The following is a 21754-nucleotide window of genomic DNA, read 5'->3' as shown; positions in this document are numbered from 1 at the left end:
AGGTCGACTAAGAGAAATAAACTTTCTAGGTCTCAATGAAAATGAAAAACTCCCCCTTCCTGTCCTTAAAGGACATCACCAAGACCTTCGACAATGGCACGACCGCTATTGATAGGTTTGATCTGGATGTGAGGGCGGGGGAGTTTTTGAGTATTCTTGGGCCGTCAGGGTGTGGGAAATCTACTATTCTGCGGCTCATTTCTGGGTTGGAGGAGCCAAGCTCAGGTGAGATTGTTCGGTCTGGACAGGGTGAGGTTGGGTTTGTTTTTCAAGAACCGACCTTACTGCCGTGGGCGAATACTTTTGAGAATGTCTACTGGCCGTTGAAGGTGAAGGGTGTTTCCAAGCGTGATGCGAAGGATCGCGTGGAAGAAGCGCTGGAGATGGTTGGGCTTTCCAATTTTGCGACACATATGCCCTCGGAGCTTTCTGGCGGTATGAAGATGCGGGTTTCTATCGCCCGTGCTCTTGTCTCCAAGCCGAAGCTGTTGCTGATGGATGAGCCGTTTGCGGCGCTGGACGAGATTACTCGTAACAAGCTGAATGATGACTTGCTTGAGCTGAAGTCCACCCATGACTGGACCATTCTGTTCGTGACTCATTCTGTTTATGAGAGTGTGTTCCTGTCCTCCCGCATTGTGGTGATGGCCGCGGGGCCGGGGCGTATTACCCATGATATGACGCTGGATGCACCTTACCCACGCTCGATGAATTACCGTATGGAATCACAATACGCGGCATACTGCCGTGAAGCGGTGGATGCGTTGGAGCGAGCGATGGGACACGGGGTAAAAGTATCCGCGTAACCTCAAAAATTCCACTGAGTAGAACTTAAAGAGCTTATTCGCCTAAGAAATCTCATTAGGTCACTAAATAATTATCGAACTGTCATCTGAGTTATATATTCGGCGGCTATCACTGCTGTACGGCGCCTTTTTTCGGGCGTTTTACGTTGATCGGGACAGCAGCGAGATTAGCCAGACCATGGGTTTTAATTTTAAAAAAAGCACGACATTTCGTCTTGCGCAGGCAGCGAAGGCGCAGCGGGCGCGTTCTGGGGCACACCTTTCGCGCATCGGATTGCATCCGGGGCAGGAAGCTGTTCTGAAAGTTTTGAGCGAGACTGATGGCAAGACTATGAGCCAGCTGGCTCTGGAGCTTGGGGTTCAACCGCCAACCGTGACAAAAATGGTGACACGCCTGACAGCTCAGGGGCTTGTGTTTCGCCGGATCTCGGAAACAGACGGCAGGCTTGCGCGTGTGTTCCTGAGTGAGGAAGGCCGTGACCGGATTTTGCTGGTTGATCGTGCGTGGAAGCGTCTTGAGAAAGAAGCGCTTGCAGGTATGGATGACAAAGACCGCAAGAAGCTTCGTCGCTTGTTGCGTCAGGTTGAGAAGAACCTGTCTGCCAGCTTTGAAGATGATCCGGATTTGGAAGATGAGCTGGAGAACGAAGATAAAACTGCGCAAGAGCAGGCTGCGAAGAAGGTAGAGCTGGAAGCTGCTGATTAAGCTGAAGGCGCAAGGCCTGCGTTAAACACAGGCCAATGATTTTTTATTGATTTAAGCGTCCTGGCAGAGAAACAGCAGGTCTGTATCTGGTGTTTCCAGTCCAAACTGAGTGAGCAGGGTTGTTATCTGCCCTCTGTGGTGGGTTTGGTGGTTGAAGAAATGCAGCACCAAGTCCCCAAAGTTTTTCGTTGCGGGTATGCCTTTCATGTTGGCATAGGTGAGAGCGTTCTCCGCTTGGGCAGCGGTGATGTCCCCTGCAAATTCTTCAATGATCGCGTCCAGCTTTTGCCGTGCAGTCTTCAGGTCTGACCAGCTGTCGTACGGAATAGATGTGAGTGCTGTTGGCACTGGAAACTGATCAAGTTGCTGCAGGCTCTCATATGTTTGGGAATGCTTTGCGAAACGGCGCAGCCAGGCCAGATCTCCCACTACGATATGATTGAAGGTCGCGAAGACTGATTTGAAGAACGCGCCGCGGTTTTCTTTGAGTTGCGCATCACTCAGTTGCTCCGCGCATTCGTAAAGCCGTGCATTCATCCAGGTGTTGTACTGGGCCAATAATTTGAAGTCTGAATACATTTTCTCGAAACCTGTCATTTGCTTATGTATTTCGCTAAAAAATATCAGCATGTTTGATGGGTTTGGCAAGTGGCTAAAACTTGAGAATTCATAATGAATTCTCTTTGTTGGCAGTGTGGAGTATTGCTATTTGCTAATGTTGCTGTGCATAAGTGCTTAAGAATACAAACTGGATCCGGCTGGATATGCGAGGACATCGGCATTGAGCGGCACAGGTAAACCATTGAGATTAGGCGATCTTGCTGAGAAACTGGGCGTTTCGACGGCTACGGTTTCTTTGGCTTTGAGAGATTCCCCTTTGATCGCTAAAGCCACGAAAGCACGGGTGAAAGCCTATGCTGAGGAAGTGGGCTATATCTATAATCGGTCAGCTGCATCTTTGCGGACATCTCAGTCCAATATGATTGGGGTGGCGGTTCACGATATTCTCAATCCATATTTTGCCGAGGTGTTTCGTGGGCTGGAAGAAACTCTGGCGTTGCACAACAAGACCATTCTGATTTGTAATCACCGCGATATTGTCGAGCGGCAGAAACATTTCACCGATACGCTGCTGCAGCATCGGGTTGATGGGCTTATTCTGTGTGCTTCGGTTGGCACGACTGACAAGGAAATCAATTCCATTGTGCGGCAAGGAGTGCCTGTCACGCTGGTTTGCCGCGATGTGGCCGGGGCGGATGCGCCTTGTGTTCGCGGAGATGACTTCCTTGGATCCTACCGCATTACTAAACATCTGATTGAGCAAGGGCATACCCAGATCGCGATGGTTGGTGGCCGGCGTGGCAGTTCTGCCGGGCGTGACCGGAACCGCGGCTGGCGCTCAGCGCTTGAGGATGCGGCGATCAATGCGGATGAGCAGTTGGATATTCCTGAATTGATGACGCAGGATGATGGCCGATCCATTGCCAAGCAGATTGTGCAGACGGATCCTCGGCCAACGGCTGTGGTGTGTTTCAACGACCTTGTGGCACTGGGCGTGATGAGTGCTGTTCGCCGACTTGGCGTTGAGCCGGGGCCGGGCCTGGCAATTGTCGGCTATGATGATACCGAGGGTACGGAAAATCGGACGCCAGCCCTGACCACTGTGGACAATGGAGCAGGAACCATTGGTGTGAATGCTGCAGAACTCATGCTTTCGCAGATGAATGGCGAAAAGCTCACTAATGAACTGACGTTAATCGAGCCTAAGCTGCGAATTCGTGAGAGTGCGCCTCCTCCGGGTGAGCGGCTGGTGTCAGTGGATGGGCTGTGCGCGAACCCTGAGTAACTGCCATTTGAAACCAAAAGGCAGTTTGGTGATCGTGAAACTGCCTCATTGAAACTCTATGTTTACTATGCCGCGCTTATCTAAGCGGCATCTTGTATTGCGTTTGGAGTTTCGTCATGGTCAGTTCTCGTGGAAGTATCGAAGATCATAAAGACTTGAAGATGTTTGGTTTTTTTACACTCGCCATGACGTGTATGGTTCTTCTCGTTGGCTAACTCTCTAAATCGACTCGTTTCGCTAGGTTGAGAGGACTGCTCATTTTTGAGTGCTCCTCGCGGTGGCCTTTGAGTTTTGGTTGGCTTGCCTTGCTTGGTTGTCTTTTGATGCGAAATGCAAATCACCTAAAACGAGTGCGTTTTGCACTTCATGTAAATAATAACTAGTATGTAATTAGATTTATTTTAGATTGTATCTGTACTCAACAAGTAATGCGTGTATTTGTTTTTGAGTTAAATCCATGAATAAGTTATGTTTTTAAATCTGTTATCTCTCACTTAATTTCCTGTTAACCTTGAGTTAACTGATTGCGCCCAGAATCTGTACATAAAACAGATCCTGGAGGCTGTTCGTATGCATGGGATTTTGAGAAAAACAGTAGTAGCTGCCGGCGCAACCCTGGCGTTAGCTAGCTTTGGCGTCCTATCCGGTCAAGCCAGTGTAATTTCTGGTCACTGGTCAATTTCTGATGTGTTGTCGTCTAAAACCTGCTCCGCGCAGCTTGGTTCTGAGCCTGCTGCGAGTGGATATGGCAACTCGTTTGAGACCAAGAATTGTCAGGGGCTTTATGCGCCTATCTCCAAAGCTACAGCGTGGCAGTGGAGCTATGATGATGGCTTGTCGCTGATGGATGCAGACGGGAAAGTCGTGCTTCAGTTTGATATTGATGAGCTTGATGGATTGACCTCGGTTGGGCCTTCCTCTCTGTTCCTCATCATGCAGCCTGTGCATCAGGACAGCAATGCCCCAGACCTTTCCGACTTGATCGAAAAGGCCATTGTGGTGACAGCGCAGCGTTAGAGTTTTCCTATTTGGTGTGGGTGCTTAGGAAATCACCCACACGGCTCAATGCACGGCTGATGTTCTCCTCTGAGTTGGCGTAGGAGAAACGCAGATATCCTTCTCCCAGGACACCAAAATCAGGTCCGCCGATGAGCGCAACACCTGCTTCTTCCAAGAGCGCTGAAGCTAAGGGCTTTGCTTGCCATTCTGTTTCTTTGATATTCGGGAAGGCGTAGAAGGCGCCTTTGGGTGTGTTGCAGGAGATGCCGGGCAGGGCGTTCAGTCCCTCCACCACAAGCTTACGTCGGCGGTCAAAAGCCAGCATCATCTGATCTACTGCATCTTGTGGGCCTTCGATGGCGGCGATGCCTGCGTATTGGCTGGGTGTGTTGACGCACGACCAGCAGTTCACTGCAAGCTTGCGGGCTTTATCAATAAGAGAAGCCGGCCAGACGGAATAGCCCATGCGCCAGCCTGTCATAGCCCAAGTTTTGGACCAGCCATTGAGTAGGATGAGTTGGTCTTTGAGCTGCTCGAATTCCATTAAGGACGTGTGCTTAAGCCCGTCATAGGTCATGCGGGAGTAAATCTCGTCAGATAGGACTGGCAGGTTTGGATGGTTTTCCAATCCCTTTACCAGCTTCTCTATCTCAGAGCGCGGTGTCACGCCGCCTGTCGGGTTGGCCGGGGAGTTGAGGATGAGTAGTGCTGTGCGCTTATTGATGAGGTTCAGGGTTTCCTCGGCAGAGAAAGCAAAGTCGTTTTCTTCACGGATTGGCACTGGGATTGGGGTTGCTCCGGTGAACTCAATCATAGAGCGATAGATCGGGAAGCCGGGGTCTGGGTAGAGGATTTCCTTGCCGGGCCCACCAAACATCAGGATTGCCATAAACATGGTGACCTTGCCGCCGGGAACGACCATGACGTTGTCTGGTGAGACATTCGCTCCAGTTTCGGCATGCAAGCTTGCTGCGATGGTTTCGCGGAGCGGGAGAATACCCGTTGCACCGGTGTAACCGTGATGGCCATCGCGTAACGCTTTGACGGCTGCTTCCACGATGTGTTCTGGTGTTTTGAAGTCTGGCTGACCGATGCCGAGATTGATGATATCGCGGCCCTGCTGAGCGAGCTCAGTAGCCCGTGCCAAAACGGCAAATGCGTTTTCATCCCCGATGCGGTCAAACGCCTCTATGGTTTTCAGCATGATGGTTGGCCTCCCAGTCCCCCAAAACAATTGGCTGGATGGTAGGGGATGGAAACGATTGAATGCAAACGGAAATTAGTTGAGAGTTAGGTTGAGTTATGTAAGGTATGCACTCATAAGGTGTTAAGATTAGAGGGTGAAATGGATTTTCAAATTGGTGATGTTGTTCGTTGGAAAGTACGGGTTGATGAGATTGAAAACGCTGACGGGGATCCTGAGACTGATCTATATTGCGGGCAATTGATTGTTGATTTTGTGCATGACGAAACAGCAAAATGTGTTCGTTATAATATGACGGGATGTCTTGATTGCCCGCCCGCTCTTGAAGAAGTGCCATTGTCTGACATTGAATTCTGGGATGCTGACGTAGAAACCCTAAGGAATGACTTTAACAAGCCCTTAGTTGCAGGTAATTTTGTTTACTTCCGTAGTGATCTGGGCGTCTCAAACCCAAGGATGAGGCCAATGGAGGTGCTTCAGATAGAAGGTAATAATGTAAGGATCAGGCTTCAAAATAAAGATATCGATGTACCTCTTCATCATGTTTACTCTCCCGATTAGTCATTTTTGTTCCGAGTTAAGTTTGGCGAATTCTCCAAATTGATGTGCGTGTTTCATGGCAAAAGAGCACTTCTGCTCTTTTGCTGGCAGATCAACTGTCTATATTGAGGGCACGAGATTTATGCGCACACTAAGTGAGCGCACACCCATCCAAGGAGACGTAAATGTCCGAGGCTGCTGATAGCCGTATTCCTGTTACCGTGCTGACCGGATATCTGGGCGCAGGTAAAACCACTTTGCTGAATCGTATTTTGAGCGAAAACCATGGCACGCGTTATGCTGTGATCGTCAATGAGTTCGGCGAAATTGGTATCGACAATGACCTTCTCGTTGAGTCTGACGAGGAAGTTTATGAAATGAACAACGGCTGTATCTGCTGTACAGTTCGTGGTGATTTGATCCGCACCGTTGAGAACCTGATGAAACGCAAAGGCGCGTTTGATGCGATCATCGTGGAGACCACGGGTGTTGCTGATCCGGCTCCTGTTGCACAGACGTTCTTCATGGATGATGACGTGCGCGATGCGGCTAAGCTGGATGCTGTTGTTGCGGTTGTTGATGCCCGCCATGTCCAGCAGCGTTTGAAAGACACTAAGGAAGCAGAAGATCAGATTGCGTTTTCTGACGTGATTTTGCTGAACAAGACCGATCTTGTTTCAGCAGAGGAACTGGCTGGTGTTGAAGCGGCGATCCGTAAGATCAACCCGTATGCGAAGATCCACCACACAGAACGCTGCCAGATCGCGATTTCTGATGTTCTGGATCGTGGGGCCTTTGAGTTGGATCGTATTCTTGATCTTGATCCGGAGTTTTTGAAAAAGGCTGAGCACGCGCACGATCATGAGTGTGGCCCGGATTGTGATCACGACCATGATCACCACCACCATGGGCACGACCACAAACATGATCATGACCACTCTGACCATGAGTGTGGCCCAGATTGTGATCACGATCATGAAGGCACGCATTCTGTGAAGTCCTATTCCTTCACGGTTGGTGATCTGGACCCGAAAGTCTTCTTTGACTGGATCAATCAGATTACGCAGATTCAGGGACCGAACATTTTGCGCATGAAGGGTATCCTGTCGTTCAAGGATGATCCACAGCGCTATGTGGTGCAAGGCATTCATATGATCGTAGAGGGTAACCATCAGCGTGATTGGCGGGATGATGAGAAGCGGGAAAGCCGCATTGTCTTCATCGGCCGTGAGCTGGATGGTGCTGCGCTGAAAACTGCGTTTGAAGCTTGTGTTGCGGAGTAAGTTCTGGTGCCTGTAACTGCTCCTCTTGATACCGATGGATTTGTTGTTTCTGCGACATTTCTGGGTGATGTAGCTGCCTTTGCCAGTGGTGAAGGTTCTGTCTTTTTTGCTGGTGGGCCGGAAACCCAGACACCGGTTCACAAAAACAGCCTGCTGTGTGCAACGCCTTCTTTAGATGGCAAGTCTCTGATCACCGGTGGCGGTGATGGCAGGATTTGTAAAGTTAGCGCTGATGGAAGTGTTGAAGAGCTCGCTGAGCAGCCGCGAAAATGGATCGACATTATTGCAGTTGGTCCGCAGGACAGTGTGGCCTATGCATCTGGTCGTACGGCCTGGGTTCGTCTGAAGAGCGGCGAGATCAAAGAATTTCAGCTGCCGCGCGCATTTGCTGGTTTGGCTTTTGCGCCTAAGGGGATGCGTCTTGCTGCGTCTCGTTATGATGGCGTGACTTTGTTTTGGGTGAACGCCGCTGGTGATCCTCAGGAACTGAGCTGGAAAGGTGCGCATAGTCTGGTCACGTATTCTCCTGAAGGAAAGTACCTTGTGACCACTATGCAGGAGAACGCTCTGCACGGATGGCGTTTGGCTGACAGTCAAGACATGCGCATGACCGGTTATCCGGGCAAAGTGAAGTCTGTAAGCTGGTCTGCCAAGGGCAAGTATCTGGCGACGTCCGGTGCTCAGGCTGCGATCCTCTGGCCGTTTATGGGCAAAAGTGGTCCTATGGGGCAGGCACCTCTGGAGCTTGGTGTGCGCGGGGACAGCATGGTGACGACTGTTTGCTGCCATCCGAGCGAAGAAATGGTGGCAATTGGCTATCAGGATGGCATGGTGATGGCCGTTCGGTTCCACGATAATGCTGAAGTGCTGTTGCGCCGTCCGGGTGCTGGTCCTGTTTCTGCCCTTGCCTGGGATAAGAAGGGGAACCGGCTGGCATTTGGTACGGAAGAAGGTGCTGCTGGAGTGATCACTCTGGTCGATTAACTTAGAGGGGAGGTTTGCAATGATGTTTGCAAGGGTATTGACGCTTGGCGTTGCGCTTGTAAGCGGCACTGTGACCTCTCAGCTTCCTGAGTTCGCCCAGCAATACCGTCAGCGTATGGGCGGCGCTATTGATGCGCTGGAGGAAGTGAAAGCCGATTTTGTTGCGGATGCGACTGCGACCAACAAGACCGCATCCTCTGCATTAACGCATATGGCACAGAGCGCGGATGAGTTTGTGCAGTTGCGCGGGATGAGTGTTGAGCGGTCATTGGATCGCCTTGAGGCTTTGAAAGAACAGCAACTGGCGATGGAAACCGCTGCTGTGTTTGAGCGCGTCTGGATCTTTATGAAAGAGCCAGACACCAAACTTTCCAAGGCAACCTGGGAAGATTTTGAGCCTGCTGTGCCTGTGACTGTTGAAGGTGGTGTGCTGGCAGGACTTGGGTTTGCCGTGGGTTTGTTCATGTTGCGTCTGGCAGGAGTTGGTGGCCGCGTGAGACGCCGCCGGAAACTGCAGAGAAGTATCTAGCTTAATTCATTAGCATCGTATGGGGGGATGATGACACTATTGTATCTTAGTATTGTTTTCGCATTGCTTCCCCTGATTGCGCCGAGTCGTAAGTGGCTGTTGTTTCTTGAGCTGCTTGTTGGCATACCAATCTTGCTTTTGAGTTGGCATGCATATGGAGCGATCAGGAATATACCCTATCTCTCATACAAGCTGCCGAATGGTGCTTTTATACTCTTTGCTGCCCTGTTTCATGTTGGGCTGCTAGTTCGGTTTGTAGGTATCTATTGTGAGACCAAAACTTCGAGGCTAAAAGCACTTATGTTGGAGTTGTTTGGAATCCTAATGATTGCTGTCGTGTATGCGTCCTTCGCTTTCGGGAGGTATTATCAAGAATTGGGTTATCTTGGAGAGCGGTGATTTTCGCTGCTTTGGGGAAAATATGATGGATTCCATCACACGAATTAGATGTTTTTTGCAGGTGGTAGAAAGCGGTGGCTTTTCGGCTGCAGCACGGGATATGGGGCGCTCCAAGGCGCTTATTTCCAAGTATGTGAGCGAGCTGGAAGACGAACTGGGCGTGCGCCTGCTGAACAGGACGACCCGCCAGATTTCTCTGACCCAGGTTGGTGAAGCCTACTTCCGTGAAGCTGGTGAGCTGTTGCAGCGGTTTGATGACCTGAAAGATGCTGTACAGCAAGACCATCGGGAGGTGCGTGGCCGGTTACGGCTGAGTGCACCGCGTTCCTTTTCTGAGGCGACGCTGGGCAGAGTGCTTGCTTCGTTTTTGCAGGAACACCCGCGCGTTGAGCTGGACATCGAGATGGAAGATCGCTTCGTCGATATTGTTGAAGAAGGATATGATGTTGCCATTCGTGTGGCCGAGCTTGAGGATTCCAGCCTGATTGCGCGGAAGATCCGTGACGTTCGTGTCGTGGTTTGTGCCTCTCCTGCGTATTGGGAAGCACATGGTATGCCTGAGAAGGCAAGTGATCTGGCGAGTATGCCCTGCATCATTGATACCAACTACAAGCACAAGACCAACTGGATGTTTCTGGCAAATGGAGAGCGGTTTTCTGTTCCCGTTAAAGGGCCGATGCATGTGAACAGTGCGAAGACTGCGGTTGCAGCAGCGCTGGCAGGCCTTGGCGTTGTGCGTTTGCCGATCTTTTATGTGCTGGAGGAGTTGATGGCAGGCACACTGATACCAGCATTAGAAGACTACGAAGTGCCGGGGCCTGCGATGTACGCGGTCTATCCGCATCGCAGGCATCTGTCAGCGAAGGTGCGTGCCTTTGTTGATTATATGGTCAACTGGCACAAGCAATTGGAGCAGCATGGTGACTGCCCCAAAATGCTTGATGGGCCTTTGCCAAAAGAGGGCTAGATCAGCCCTCTGTTTTAAGCTGGATTATGGTGATGCTGGAAACGCTCTTCAGCTAACTCATCTGCGATGATGTTGGTTGGGCGCTTTTCCGCATCAGCTCGATCGAAGATCTGAGCAAGCGTGCCACCAATCGCGAGAGTCTTCTGACGCACGATTGAGTCTGATGCACCAGGCTCACCCAAAGCGACAGAGATTACACCGCCTGCGTTGATGGCGTAGTCTGGAGCGTACAGGATGCCGCGCTTCATGAGTGCTGCGCCGTCTTCTTGTGTTTCCAACTGATTGTTTGCAGCTCCTGCGACCACAGCTGCTTTCAGCTCCGGGATAGTTGCAGCATTCAGGCCACCGCCAAGCGCACATGGGGCAAAGATATCTGCTTTGACGAGATGTGCGTCGTCTGGAGATACGCTGGATGCGCCGAGCTCTTCAATGGCGCGTGTTACTGCCGGATCATAGATGTCGGAGACAATCAGGTTAGCGCCAGCTTCATGCAGCTGACGGGCTACATCATATCCCACATGGCCCAGACCTTTGAGTGATACAGTCAGGCCTGAGAGATCTTCTGAACCGAACTTGTGCTTAGCAGCAGCCTTGATGCCAACGAAGGTTCCCAGTGCGGTGTACGGCGAAGGATCGCCAAAGCCAGTTGCGTCAGTCCCGCGAGCGAACTGAGTTTCGCTGCCAATGATTTCCATATCATCAGAGCTGATGCCCACGTCTTCCGCAGTGATGTAGCTGCCGGACAGGCGATTGATGTGTCTACCAAACGCTCTGAGAAGTTCAGGGGTTTTATCAGTGCGCGGGTTTGCGATGATAACTGACTTTCCTCCTCCCAAAGCAAGGTCAGCTAACGCATTCTTATAGGTCATGCCTTTTGATAGGCGGAGAACATCAGTCAGAGCTTCATTCGCGCTTGCATAGTTCCACATGCGGCATCCACCGAGACCGGGACCGCGGTTGGTATTGTGAACCGCGATGATCGCTTTCAAGCCCGTTTCGTTGTCTGTTGCAAATACGATTTGCTCGTGGCCAGCGAATTCTGGATGATCCAATGGGGTCATGTAGGTATCGATCGTTATTTTATTATGCAATGGCACGTTCATTCAGCCCTCCCAAACGAAATTGAACAAGAAGCGTTGCGGGGATATTGGTTTATTCTTAAAGCAATATCCGGTTTATTTCGTAGGTGATGGGCATCAAATTCGGAAGAATTATCCGAATGGTTCTAAATTACGGGAAAAACGTATCTCAGGACCTTCAATAAATGGGTCTTGAATTTGCCGTTATTTTATTACACTTGTCGTGTCGGGTTCTCACATTTTGTTAAGGCACCATGTCTCATAAGCTCCTACGGTTTTTGACCGCATTCTGCATGCTGCTGGTATTTCTGTTGCCTTCTCAACAGGTTGCAGCGCATCCGCATATGTTTGTGCAAGCGCGCGCCGAGTTGGTGTTTGATGATGACGGGTATCTGACTCACATTCGGCACAAATGGCTGTTTGATGACCTGTACACGGCCTATGCCGTGCAGGGGTTGGATGCCAATCAGAATGGATTTTTCGAGAGAAATGAGCTGGATGAGCTGGCTAAGATCAACATTGAGGGTCTTGGAGAGTACGGCTACTTCACGTTTGGGGATGACAGCAAAGCGGAGATAGATTTCTCTGAGCCATTTGATCCATCCATGAAAATGATCAAGGTAGCCTTTGATGATTACTGGTTGATCAGCGATGAAGACCGAGCAGCAATTGCTGAAGAGATTGCAGCTGGTCGCAGCCAGCCAGACACGAGCCCCGTGTCATTGGTGGAGTTGAGCTTTACACTGCCGCTCAAAGAGAAGATCAAGGCTGACAAGCCGATCACACTCGATGTTTATGACCCAACCTACTACATCGATTTTAAATGGCCTAAGGCAGATATGGCCGTGACGCTGAAGAATGCTCCCGGAAAATGTTCTGTTGAGCTGGTCCATCCTCCTGAGCTGGACGGGCAAATTGCTGCTCAGTTGGCAACGATCGGTGCTGACCAGCGGAATGTTCCTGAAGAGTTGCAGGGATACACAGCAGCGCTTGTCAATCAGGTGATTGTGTCTTGCGATGGTGTGGCGACTACAACAGCTTCTACGGGCAATACTAAATTCATTTCCGAGATTACACCTGGGCCAGTTGAGAGTGCACCTGCGTCTGCAGAAGATGCAGTGGCAGCGCTTGCGCAAGGTGGTGAGCCGATGACGCTGTCTTCCGTTTCTGAGCGTGAGACTGCGGATACTGCTGAGCTTCGTGGTCCGGATATGAATATTTTCCAGCAAGGCATGGCGACCATTACCCGGTTGCAGAATGAGTTTTATCTTAAGCTGACAAGCGCGCTGAGAAACTTCCGCAACAATCCTTCTGCCGGGTGGCTTCTAATGCTGATCAGCTTTGCGTATGGCGTGTTTCATGCTGCAGGGCCGGGGCATGGTAAGGCAGTGATTTCTTCTTACGTGATTGCGGATGAGCAGACATTGAAGAAAGGGATCGCGCTCTCCTTTGCTTCTGCCTTTGCGCAGGCGGTGACAGCGATTGTGCTGGTTGGCGGGGCTGGAGTCCTTTTGCATCTGACCAGTACGGCGATTAATGCAACAGCCCGCTGGTTTGAGCTTGGCTCTTATGTGTTGGTCTTCCTGCTTGGCCTCTACCTTGTTTGGCAACGTGTTTTGAAGCCATGGTTTGGCAAAAAGCCTGCTTCGAGCTGCGGTCATTCACATGACCATGATCACGACCATCATCAACATGAGCATTCAGAGCATGGAGAGGTTTGTTCCAGCTGTGGGCATGCGCATACGCCGGATCCGAAGATGGTTCAGAACTCAGCCATGACACTCACAAGCATCTGGTCGATCATTCTGGCAGTGGGGCTTCGCCCATGCACCGGTGCTTTGATCGTGCTTGCGTTTGCGTTTTCTCAGGGCATGATTTGGGCTGGTGTGGCCTCCACGCTCGTGATGGCATTGGGGACAGGTATTACCGTTTCTATTCTGGCGAGTCTCGCAGTGCTCTCGCGTGAGGTTGCCTTGCGGATCTGGGGTGCCGACAGTCAGGCTGGTACGGTTATTCTGCGCGGTTTTGAGGTGGTTGGCGCTCTGACTATTTTGCTGATGGGAACGTTGATGCTGATTGCTGGGCTGAATGGTGGCGCGACGGCAGGTCTGTTCTAGATTACGGCAATTTTTGGAAGAATCGCTCTCGAAATGCCTGAGAAATTTGCTTTCAAGCAATTTCGTATGGGTGTTTTCGAAGAAATTCGCGCTATCGTTAATGCGCGAACCTGTAGAAAACCACACCTTCGTGTGGATAGTTGTTTGTGCATCGGAACGCATCTTTAAATGTTAGCTGTCTTCGCTTTGCAATGCCGACCTGATTGAGGTCTAAGGCCTCGGATTTATCGGGTGGCATCGTGTCTGCGCACCTCTGCTCAGTTTCAACTGAAACTGTAGATTAGTTTCCTCTAAATTATTGTATTTTAAAGCATCTACCACCTGTGTGGCTTAATTCACCCAGAAAATTAATGGAGCAATGCTCAAGCCAGTTAGGTCATGTAGGCTGACTTATTAACATTGAAATAAAAGGCTATGAATCCCGATTTTGGAGGTTGATTGTTAGCCCTCAAGGGCGGAGATTCCTAAAAATGTTTCGATAGTTACGTTGCGGCTGGTTTCGGTTGAAAACGCATAGATGAGGTACGCTCAGTTGATCCAAGAATAATTAATTTGTCCAATAGGGTGCAGATTTCCTTGTATTTTCACGTAGTTTTAGGGTTATAAGAAGTTGGTCATGTTGTCGCAGAGATCTCAATGGAAGAGGTTCAATTCTGCGGAGGCATAAAGAGATTTGATTTAAGAAGCTCTTGGGAGGAGTTTTTATGGACCGCCGTAGTTTTCTGAAAAATGCTGGTTTGGCAGGTGCAACCGCTGGCGCAGCTACTCTTGCAGCTCCAGCACTCGCAGCTGGTAAGCGCGAACTGAAAATGGTCACCACCTGGCCTAAGAACTTCCCGGGTCTCGGTACTGGCGCACAGCGCATCGCTGACCGTATCACTGCTGCCAGTGAAGGTCAGCTGACTGTAAAGCTGTTTGCTGCCGGTGAACTCGTTCCTGCATTTGAGAGCTTCGACGCTGTTTCCAATGGTACAGCTGACATGTACCACGCTGCTGACTACTACTGGCTCGGCAAGCACAAAGCATTTGGCTTCTTCACTGCCGTTCCAATGGGCATGACAGCTGCTGAGCTGGAAGCATGGATGCATTTCGGTGGCGGTCAACAGCTTTGGGATGAGCTTGCTGGTCAGTTCAACGTTAAATCCTTCCTGGCTGGTAACACCGGTCTGCAGGCAGGTGGCTGGTTCAACAAAGAGATCAAATCTCTTGAAGACCTCAAAGGCCTGAAAATGCGTATGCCTGGTCTGGGTGGTGAAGTTCTTCGCCGTCTGGGTGCATCAGCTGTTGCGCTTCCTGGCTCTGAAATCTTCCCAGCAATGCAGTCCGGCGCGATCGACGCAACCGAGTGGGTAGGCGCATGGAACGACATGGCGTTTGGTTTCTATAAAGTTGCTAAGTACTACTACACCAAAGGCTTCCATGAGCCAGGTGCTGGTCTGTCCTTCGGCATGAACAAAGGTGTTTGGGAAAGCTTCACACCTGGTCAGCAGGAGCTGATCCGTTCTGCGTGTATGGCAGAGAACAACTACATGTTCGCTGAGTACAACCACAACAACGGTGCTGCTCTGGAAACTCTCCTGACCAAGCACAACGTTCAGGTTCGTGACTTCTCTGATGACGTGTTCGATGCTATCGGCCGTAAAGCTGAAGAAGTTGTTGCTGAAGTGGCTGAAACAGATGACCTCTCCAAGCGCATCTACGAAAGCTACCTCAAGTCTCGTAAGGAAACCTCTGCATGGTCCAGCCTTGCTGAGCGTAACTACCTGACAGCTCGCGATCGTATCCTGGGTTAATTTTACTTATTGCTGCACACGCTCTCCGCAATCCTTGCGGGGAGCTTTTCTTTCAAGAGCTCTATCTTGGCCTTTGGGGCCCAATAATAATCCTAGAGGCTTGGTGTAGACCAAGACGAAGAGGCGGGCATGCGCGCCCTAATGAACCTGATTACCTCAGTCAATCGTGGCATCGGCAAGAGCTGCGCCTGGCTGACTTTGGGCATTGTGCTTGTCCAATTTACAGTGGTGGTGATGAGATACGTTTTCGGTATCGGTTCCATCTGGATGCAAGAATCCATCACCTACATGCACGGTTTCCTGTTTATGTCGGCTGCTGCTTATACGCTAAGCGTAGATGGGCACGTGCGGGTCGATATCTTTTACCGGGATGCTCGCCCACGTATCAAAGCAATGGTTGACCTGCTCGGTTCGGTGTTCTTCCTTCTTCCGATGTGTGCGGTGATTATTTACTGGTCCTGGGGCTATGTGCTCAGTTCCTGGGCAATCTGGGAAGGGTCTCAGGAGGCATCCGGTATTCAAGGACGGTATCTTCTGAAGAGTGCGATTATTGCCTTTGCCGTTCTGGTTTCCTTACAGGGTGTCGCCATTATTCTTCGAAGTGTTCTTGCCCTTCGCGGTGACAAGAAGGCACTCGACTCATTCCGTCAGATCCAGGAGTAATCGGAGATGGATGGACTTCTTCATACTCTTGATATTTTGATGTTTGCGGTTGCCTGTATTTGTTTGTTGGCGGGCTTCCCTGTTGCATTTACTCTTGCTGGTGTCGCACTGATTTTCGCTCTGATCGCGTCGTTCTTTGGCGGCAGCGTGACCCTTGGTGCGATCCCGAGCCGAATTTTCGGCACCATGTCCAACGAAACCCTGATCGCGGTTCCACTCTTCATCTTCATGGGGGTGATGCTGGAACGTTCCAAGGTTGCGGAAGAGCTGCTGGAAACCATGGGCCGGTTGTTTGGGCGTATGCCGGGCGGTCTCGGGCTTTCTGTCACGATTGTGGGTGCTTTGCTTGCTGCTTCAACCGGTATTGTGGGCGCCACCGTGGTAACCATGGGGCTTTTGTCTCTGCCGACTATGCTGCGTAACGGTTACAGCCCGCGTCTTGCCTGCGGTTCTATTGCAGCCTCCGGTACGTTGGGGCAGATTATTCCGCCTTCCATCGTGCTTGTGTTCCTTGCTGACCAGCTTTCCAACGGCTACCAGATCGCTCAGCGTGAGATGGGTAACTTTGCTCCAGATCCATTCTCTGTAGGGGATTTGTTTGCAGGGGCGCTTATTCCAGGTCTTGCACTTGTTGGCCTTTACATTGTGTACCAGCTGTTTGTTGCGTTCACACAGCCGCACAAAGCGCCTCCAATGCGTGATGATGGATCTGCGGGACCAACCCTCAGTCAGGTTCTTCATGCTCTTGTGCCGCCAATTGCGCTTATTATCGCGGTGCTTGGTTCAATTCTCGTAGGTATTGCGACACCAACTGAAGCTGCTGCTGTAGGTGCTGTTGGTGCGTTGTTGCTTGCTGGATACCGCATGGAAGAAGACAAGCCTTGGCCGGTGTATCTGGCTGTGCTGTTTCTTGTTGTGATGTTGGTTCTGACATCCTTCATGGACCTGCGTGTTGCACGTAACGAGATCCCAACCGGTGATATGATTGGTATTTGGGTTGCTGGTTTTGCCTGCGCAGTGCTTGCTTATGGGTTGCTCGTTTCGCTTTACCGCGTGATGGCGAAGAAAGTGCTTATGCCAGTGATGCAGTCGACCACACAGATCACCTGTATGGTGTTTGTGATCCTGATCGGCGCAACATTCTTCTCCCTGATCTTCCGTGATCTGGGTGGTGAGGAACTGGTGAAGGAAGCGCTGACTGGTCTGCCGGGTGGTGCGCTGGGTGCGATCATTGCGGTTATGGCTGTAATGTTCGTGCTGGGCTTCTTCCTGGACTTTCTGGAAATCGTGTTCGTGGTTGTTCCGCTTGTTGCACCAATTCTGCTGCAGCTTGAGATGCCTAATGGTGAACCGATGAGCCCTGCATGGCTGGGTGTGATGATGGCTGTAAACTTGCAGACATCGTTCCTGACGCCTCCGTTCGGCTTTGCGCTGTTCTATCTGCGGGGTGTGGCACCACCGTCAGTGAAAACCTCAGACATTTACTTCGGTATCATCCCGTTTGTTCTCATTCAGGTTCTGATGCTGATCATCCTGTGGTACCTGCCGGAAATGGCAACATGGTTGCCAAAAGTGATCTACGGCTAAAAGTATTAATCGCTTAGTATATGTAAGGGGCGCGAGTATTCGCGCCCCTTTTTTGTTGCAGTGCCCATAGCCCAAAGTAGTGATTCTTTTTTGACTTAGTCCAATGATCTACAAAAAGGAATTGAAACCTATTCAAAAGTATTGGGCATTGATTTACCTATAGTATTTCGCTTATGCGTGACAAATATAATGCATGTATACCTTAGTATAGAGTTTTTTGAATGTAACTCGTTGAAATATCACAGTTTTGCATTGCACAAGTGCTCAAGGTTGCAACGCGCAATGAATAAAACCCATTAAAAAAGCTTTCGTATCTTGCTAAGAATAAGTCCAGGGAGGAACTCGCAGGTGGAGGACTTGCGAGGCGGGACTATTAGTCTTTCGTATTTCCTCAGAGTAAACAGGCAGACCAAAGGCACAAGATGACCTTTGGTGAGAGGTGATTCAAAGATGCAGGTGCCTCCGTCAGCGGGTATGGACACATTTCCGCAGTTGCTTATTCGGAATGCGCGGGAATGGGGGGATCGTCCCGCGTATCGCGAAAAGGACCTCGGGATCTGGCAGAGCTGGACCTGGCGTGAGGTCCTTGGAGAAGTGCGCAAGCTTTCTCTTGGGCTCAAGAGCCTTGGATGCAAAGAGGGCGACAAGGTTGCGGTGATTGGTGCAAACCGTCCGCATCTTTATTGGGTTTTTGCCGCAGTGCAGGCGTTGGGTGGTATTCCGATCCCAGTCTATTCTGACTCAGTGGCAGAAGAGATCGGCTACGTGCTTGGCCACGCAGAAGTGCGCTTTGCGGTTGTTGAAGATCAGGAGCAGGTTGATAAGCTGCTTGAGATGTCCGAGAAGCTGCCGCTGCTCGAGCACATCATTTACGAAGACCCTAAAGGCCTTCGTGATTACGACCACACAAGCCTTCATCGTTACCTGAGCGTTCAGGAAGCCGGGCAGACCCTGCTCGACAATGATGAGAAGCTAGCGGATGACTGGTTTGATGCCGTTAATGCTGGCAAGAGTGAAGACGTTGCTGTGATCCTTTACACCTCCGGTACGACCGGTCGTCCGAAAGGGGTGATGCTGACCTTCAATAACCTGGTTGTTGCTGTTCAGAATGCTAACAAGTTTGATAATCTGGATGAGAATGCAGACACAGTCGCGTACCTGCCAATGGCATGGGTTGGTGACCATGTGTTCTCCTACGCACAGTGTCTTACAGCCGGGTACTGCGTGAACTGTCCTGAAGGTCCGGAAACAGTTTCGATTGACCGTAAGGAAATTGCCCCAACTTACATGTTTGCACCGCCGCGGGTGTTTGAGGGCATGCTGACGCACATCACAGTTCGCATGGAAGATGCGGGCAAGATGAAGAAGAAGCTGTTTGACTACTTCCTCAATTATGCGAACCAGGTTGGTGAGCGCATTTTGAATGGAGAGAAAGTCTCTCTGTTTGAGCGCATGAAGTATGCTGTTGGTGAGTTCTGCGTGTATGGGCCGCTGAAGAACGAGATGGGTTTTTCCCGTGTTCGTGTGGCTTACACCGCGGGTGAAGCGATTGGTCCTGAGATCTTTAAGTTCTACCGCTCAATCGGCCTGAACCTGAAGCAGCTTTACGGGCAGACGGAATCTTCCGTGTTCATTACCTCTCAGCCTGATGGCCAGATTTATGCTGATACGGTTGGCGTTCCTATGCCGGACGTTGAGGTTAAAATCGCGGAGAGTGGTGAGGTTATGTATCGCTCGCCGGGTGCGTTCCTTGGTTATTACAAGAACGATGAGGCAACGAAGGATACCAAGACTGAGGATGGCTGGGTTCACACTGGTGATGCTGGCATGTTCCTTGAGAATGGGCACCTGAAGATCATCGACCGTGCGAAGGACGTGGGCAAGCTGACTGATGGCTCCATGTTTGCGCCGAAGTACATTGAGAACAAGCTGAAGTTCTTCCCGAACATCAAAGAAGCTGTGACCTTCGGAAACGAGCGCGACTACGTTTGTGCCTTTGTGAATATTGACCTTGTTGCGGTTGGTAACTGGGCTGAGCGGAACAACATTGCATATGCTTCCTATCAGGAACTGGCCGCACATCCTGACGTTTACAAAACAATCCAAAGCCATGTGGATCAGGTGAACAAGGATCTTTTTGAAGAACCAATGATGGCTGGTGCCCAGATCAAACGTTTCCTTGTTTTGCATAAAGAGCTGGATCCGGATGATGGCGAGCTGACACGTACTCAGAAAGTCCGTCGTAACTTCGTTGCCGACCGATATGCGCCTCTGATTGAAGCATTTTATGCGGGTGAGACCTCCAAGCATGTGGTGACCGAGGTGACCTTTGAAGATGGCCGTCAAGGCACGATTGAAGCCACCGTCGAGATCCGGGACATGGACACCCATAGTACTAAAGCAATGTCCGCGATTGGGGAGGCGGCAGAATGACTGTAATGGATCCAACGCTCGAAGAGGTCAAAAAAAGGGCCGAGGAGCGCGAGGTTCTGCTGGATCTTGAGAACGTTTCTCTCTCCTTTGGCGGCGTTAAGGCAATCACGAATATCTCCTTCAATATCAAGAAGGGTGAAATTCGCGCGATCATTGGTCCCAATGGTGCTGGCAAGACGTCCATGCTCAACGTGATCAATGGTTTCTATCAGCCTCAGGAAGGTGTGATCACCTTCAATGGCGAAAAGCGCAGGTCCATGAAACCGCATCTTGCGGTTAGTCAGGGTATCGCTCGAACTTTCCAGAACGTTGCTTTGTTTAAGGGTATGTCCACGCTGGATAACATCATGGCTGGACGTGCAACGCGGATGAAGCAGAACTTATTCTGGCAGATGCTCTATTGGGGGCCTGCTCAGAGGGAAGAGATTGAGCACCGTAAGAAGGTCGAGGAAATCATCGACTTTCTCGAAATCCAACATATTCGCCGCACACCAGTGGGAACGCTTCCTTACGGCTTGCAGAAGCGTGTTGAGCTTGCTCGTGCGTTGGCGATGGAGCCAGAACTGCTGCTGCTCGATGAGCCGATGGCAGGGATGAACCTGGAAGAGAAAGAGGACATGAGCCGCTTCATTCTGGATGTGAATGATCAGCTCGGCACTACGATTGCTCTGATTGAGCATGACATGGGTGTTGTGATGGACCTTTCCGACCGTGTCGTTGTTTTGGACTATGGCCGCAAGATCGCTGATGGCGTGCCAGAAGAAGTGCAGAGCAACCCAGAAGTTATTGATGCCTATCTGGGCGTGTCACACTAGGGAGCACCCCCATGGAAACACTTTATAACGTACTAATTGATCCATTTGTTCAGATGTACGGAATGCCGGACTTCTTTCTACAGGTGTTGTGGGAAGGTCTCGTCTCCGGTGTTCTTTATGCGCTGATTGCACTTGGTTTCGTTCTCATCTTTAAATCCTCGCGCATCTTTAACTTTGCGCAAGGCATTATGGTTGTGTTTGCTGCGCTGTCTTTGGTTGGCCTGCATACCTTCCTGGTTCCTTTTGTTGGCAACGAGTTTGTTGCTGCTGCAATCGCGATGCCGCTTACTCTTGGCATCATGTATGCGTTGGCAATGAGCGTTGAGCGTGTTGTGCTTCGTCCGCTTGTCGGGCAGCCAGACATCATTCTGTTCATGGCAACCATCGGTATCACCATGTTCCTCATCGGGTTCGGTGAGTTCGTGTTCGGTGGTGAGAACAAGGTGATGATCACCGAAGCGCTTGGTATTCCAACCGGTGCTATTGAATTTGAACCGTTCGGCGGCTTCCTGCTTCTGGAAGAAAAAGATGTGTTCGCGGTTGTTATGGCGATCGTGCTGGTTATCAGCCTGCTGGTGTTCCTGAACAAATCTGCGATGGGTCGTGCGATCCGTGCACTGGGTGATGATCATACTGCAGCGCTATCTGTCGGCATCTCTCTCAGCACTATCTGGGTTCTGGTCTGGTTTATTGCAGGCGTGATTGCTCTTGCTACCGGTGTCGTCTGGGGGGCTCGTGCTGGTGTGTCGTTTGCTCTGGAAGTGATCGCATACAAGGCTCTGCCAGTGCTGATGCTTGGTGGTCTGGAATCAGTCTCCGGCGCGATTATCGGCGGCATTGCCATCGGCCTTCTTGAAAAAGTCTTCGAAATCTACTGGGGTCAGCCTCTGTTTGGTGGCAACACCGAAACCTGGTTCGCCTTCATCTTTGCTTTGATTGTTCTGCTGTTCCGTCCGCAAGGGCTGTTCGGTGAGAAAATCATCGAGCGCGTATAAGGGAGGCCT

19 protein-coding genes are annotated in these 21754 nt (G+C 50.7%); 16 read left to right on the top strand and 3 right to left on the bottom strand.

Annotation, left to right across the window (positions count from 1 at the left end; genetic code table 11):
* Positions 1–41: 41 nt before the first annotated feature.
* Both PsAD13_RS23970 and PsAD13_RS23965 read left to right on the top strand, forming a co-directional pair.
* On the top strand, positions 42–806 hold the full coding sequence (locus PsAD13_RS23970; protein WP_153040956.1) for an ABC transporter ATP-binding protein: 765 nt from the start codon (positions 42–44) through the stop codon (positions 804–806).
* A gap of 178 nt (positions 807–984) precedes the next feature.
* Positions 985–1512, top strand: coding sequence for a MarR family transcriptional regulator (locus PsAD13_RS23965; protein ID WP_063319675.1), 528 nt, complete (start codon positions 985–987; stop codon positions 1510–1512).
* Between the two features lie 51 nt (positions 1513–1563).
* Here the strand turns inward: PsAD13_RS23965 and PsAD13_RS23960 are convergent, their stop codons facing one another.
* The gene (locus PsAD13_RS23960; RefSeq protein WP_208986911.1) at positions 1564–2109 is read right to left on the bottom strand and encodes a DinB family protein; all 546 of its coding nucleotides are present in this window, start codon (positions 2107–2109) and stop codon (positions 1564–1566) included.
* Between the two features lie 184 nt (positions 2110–2293).
* Here PsAD13_RS23960 and PsAD13_RS23955 point away from each other — a divergent pair, with 184 nt between their 5' ends.
* Together PsAD13_RS23955 and PsAD13_RS23950 are read left to right on the top strand one after the other, a co-directional pair.
* Complete coding sequence (locus tag PsAD13_RS23955) at positions 2294–3358, top strand: LacI family DNA-binding transcriptional regulator (protein ID WP_063319674.1); 1065 nt, start codon at positions 2294–2296, stop codon at positions 3356–3358.
* Between the two features lie 570 nt (positions 3359–3928).
* The gene (locus PsAD13_RS23950) at positions 3929–4375 is read left to right on the top strand and encodes an AprI/Inh family metalloprotease inhibitor (RefSeq protein WP_063290300.1); all 447 of its coding nucleotides are present in this window, start codon (positions 3929–3931) and stop codon (positions 4373–4375) included.
* A gap of 7 nt (positions 4376–4382) precedes the next feature.
* Here PsAD13_RS23950 and PsAD13_RS23945 read toward each other — a convergent pair whose 3' ends face one another.
* The gene (locus PsAD13_RS23945; protein WP_063319673.1) at positions 4383–5561 is read right to left on the bottom strand and encodes a pyridoxal phosphate-dependent aminotransferase; all 1179 of its coding nucleotides are present in this window, start codon (positions 5559–5561) and stop codon (positions 4383–4385) included.
* Between the two features lie 141 nt (positions 5562–5702).
* Here PsAD13_RS23945 and PsAD13_RS23940 point away from each other — a divergent pair, with 141 nt between their 5' ends.
* The 5 genes from PsAD13_RS23940 (at position 5703) to PsAD13_RS23915 (ending at position 10263) form a co-directional block, all read left to right on the top strand.
* Positions 5703–6122: a hypothetical protein gene (locus PsAD13_RS23940; protein WP_063308222.1), complete on the top strand. Its 420-nt coding sequence runs from the start codon at positions 5703–5705 to the stop codon at positions 6120–6122.
* Positions 6123–6286: 164 nt separating this feature from the next.
* On the top strand, positions 6287–7384 hold the full coding sequence (locus PsAD13_RS23935) for a GTP-binding protein (RefSeq protein WP_063319672.1): 1098 nt from the start codon (positions 6287–6289) through the stop codon (positions 7382–7384).
* A gap of 6 nt (positions 7385–7390) precedes the next feature.
* Positions 7391–8368 carry a WD40 repeat domain-containing protein gene (locus tag PsAD13_RS23930; protein WP_063319671.1) on the top strand — a complete coding sequence of 326 codons (978 nt, stop codon included), beginning with the start codon at positions 7391–7393 and terminating at the stop codon, positions 8366–8368.
* Between the two features lie 19 nt (positions 8369–8387).
* On the top strand, positions 8388–8897 hold the full coding sequence (locus PsAD13_RS23925) for a DUF2937 family protein (protein WP_063319670.1): 510 nt from the start codon (positions 8388–8390) through the stop codon (positions 8895–8897).
* Positions 8898–9321: 424 nt separating this feature from the next.
* On the top strand, positions 9322–10263 hold the full coding sequence (locus PsAD13_RS23915) for a LysR family transcriptional regulator (protein WP_063291085.1): 942 nt from the start codon (positions 9322–9324) through the stop codon (positions 10261–10263).
* A 14-nt stretch (positions 10264–10277) separates the two neighbouring features.
* Here PsAD13_RS23915 and PsAD13_RS23910 read toward each other — a convergent pair whose 3' ends face one another.
* Positions 10278–11366, bottom strand: a complete 1089-nt coding sequence (locus PsAD13_RS23910) for a Glu/Leu/Phe/Val dehydrogenase dimerization domain-containing protein (protein WP_063303515.1) — start codon at positions 11364–11366, stop codon at positions 10278–10280.
* A gap of 230 nt (positions 11367–11596) precedes the next feature.
* Between PsAD13_RS23910 and PsAD13_RS23905 the strand changes: the two genes are divergently transcribed.
* The 7 genes from PsAD13_RS23905 to PsAD13_RS23875 all read left to right on the top strand — a co-directional run bounded on the left by PsAD13_RS23905 (position 11597) and on the right by PsAD13_RS23875 (position 21745).
* Positions 11597–13459, top strand: a complete 1863-nt coding sequence (locus PsAD13_RS23905; RefSeq protein WP_063303514.1) for a DUF1007 family protein — start codon at positions 11597–11599, stop codon at positions 13457–13459.
* A 704-nt stretch (positions 13460–14163) separates the two neighbouring features.
* On the top strand, positions 14164–15252 hold the full coding sequence (locus PsAD13_RS23900; RefSeq protein ID WP_063291083.1) for a TRAP transporter substrate-binding protein: 1089 nt from the start codon (positions 14164–14166) through the stop codon (positions 15250–15252).
* A 129-nt stretch (positions 15253–15381) separates the two neighbouring features.
* Positions 15382–15915 carry a TRAP transporter small permease subunit gene (locus PsAD13_RS23895; protein WP_057461842.1) on the top strand — a complete coding sequence of 178 codons (534 nt, stop codon included), beginning with the start codon at positions 15382–15384 and terminating at the stop codon, positions 15913–15915.
* 6 nt (positions 15916–15921) lie between these two features.
* Entirely contained in the window at positions 15922–17502 is a 1581-nt protein-coding gene (locus PsAD13_RS23890; protein WP_063319669.1) for a TRAP transporter large permease subunit, read from the top strand.
* 450 nt (positions 17503–17952) lie between these two features.
* Entirely contained in the window at positions 17953–19935 is a 1983-nt protein-coding gene (locus PsAD13_RS23885; protein ID WP_084404806.1) for an AMP-binding protein, read from the top strand.
* A gap of 5 nt (positions 19936–19940) precedes the next feature.
* A complete protein-coding gene (locus tag PsAD13_RS23880) occupies positions 19941–20750 on the top strand; it encodes an ABC transporter ATP-binding protein (protein WP_057461916.1) in 810 nt (269 codons plus the stop codon).
* Between the two features lie 11 nt (positions 20751–20761).
* A complete protein-coding gene (locus PsAD13_RS23875) occupies positions 20762–21745 on the top strand; it encodes a branched-chain amino acid ABC transporter permease (protein ID WP_057461839.1) in 984 nt (327 codons plus the stop codon).
* The last annotated feature ends 9 nt before the right edge of the window (positions 21746–21754 follow it).

This window comes from Pseudovibrio sp. Ad13, assembly GCF_001623225.1.
Taxonomy (GTDB): Bacteria; Pseudomonadota; Alphaproteobacteria; order Rhizobiales; family Stappiaceae; genus Pseudovibrio.
The sequence above is the reverse complement of the archived record's forward strand: the minus strand, read 5'-3'. Positions and strand labels throughout refer to the sequence as shown.

Excerpts from the sequence above, each read along its gene's own strand:
- PsAD13_RS23900 (WP_063291083.1), top strand. The coding sequence starts at position 14,164 with ATGGACCGCCGTAGTTTTCTGAAAAATGCTGGTTTGGCAGGTGCAACC.
- PsAD13_RS23895 (WP_057461842.1), top strand. The coding sequence starts at position 15,382 with ATGCGCGCCCTAATGAACCTGATTACCTCAGTCAATCGTGGCATCGGC.
- PsAD13_RS23935 (WP_063319672.1), top strand. The coding sequence starts at position 6,287 with ATGTCCGAGGCTGCTGATAGCCGTATTCCTGTTACCGTGCTGACCGGA.
- PsAD13_RS23910 (WP_063303515.1), bottom strand. The coding sequence starts at position 11,366 with ATGAACGTGCCATTGCATAATAAAATAACGATCGATACCTACATGACC.
- PsAD13_RS23905 (WP_063303514.1), top strand. The coding sequence starts at position 11,597 with ATGTCTCATAAGCTCCTACGGTTTTTGACCGCATTCTGCATGCTGCTG.
- PsAD13_RS23885 (WP_084404806.1), top strand. The coding sequence starts at position 17,953 with ATGCAGGTGCCTCCGTCAGCGGGTATGGACACATTTCCGCAGTTGCTT.
- PsAD13_RS23965 (WP_063319675.1), top strand. The coding sequence starts at position 985 with ATGGGTTTTAATTTTAAAAAAAGCACGACATTTCGTCTTGCGCAGGCA.
- PsAD13_RS23875 (WP_057461839.1), top strand. The coding sequence starts at position 20,762 with ATGGAAACACTTTATAACGTACTAATTGATCCATTTGTTCAGATGTAC.
- PsAD13_RS23960 (WP_208986911.1), bottom strand. The coding sequence starts at position 2,109 with ATGACAGGTTTCGAGAAAATGTATTCAGACTTCAAATTATTGGCCCAG.
- PsAD13_RS23940 (WP_063308222.1), top strand. The coding sequence starts at position 5,703 with ATGGATTTTCAAATTGGTGATGTTGTTCGTTGGAAAGTACGGGTTGAT.
- PsAD13_RS23890 (WP_063319669.1), top strand. The coding sequence starts at position 15,922 with ATGGATGGACTTCTTCATACTCTTGATATTTTGATGTTTGCGGTTGCC.
- PsAD13_RS23925 (WP_063319670.1), top strand. The coding sequence starts at position 8,388 with ATGATGTTTGCAAGGGTATTGACGCTTGGCGTTGCGCTTGTAAGCGGC.
- PsAD13_RS23950 (WP_063290300.1), top strand. The coding sequence starts at position 3,929 with ATGCATGGGATTTTGAGAAAAACAGTAGTAGCTGCCGGCGCAACCCTG.
- PsAD13_RS23970 (WP_153040956.1), top strand. The coding sequence starts at position 42 with ATGAAAAACTCCCCCTTCCTGTCCTTAAAGGACATCACCAAGACCTTC.
- PsAD13_RS23945 (WP_063319673.1), bottom strand. The coding sequence starts at position 5,561 with ATGCTGAAAACCATAGAGGCGTTTGACCGCATCGGGGATGAAAACGCA.
- PsAD13_RS23915 (WP_063291085.1), top strand. The coding sequence starts at position 9,322 with ATGGATTCCATCACACGAATTAGATGTTTTTTGCAGGTGGTAGAAAGC.
- PsAD13_RS23880 (WP_057461916.1), top strand. The coding sequence starts at position 19,941 with ATGGATCCAACGCTCGAAGAGGTCAAAAAAAGGGCCGAGGAGCGCGAG.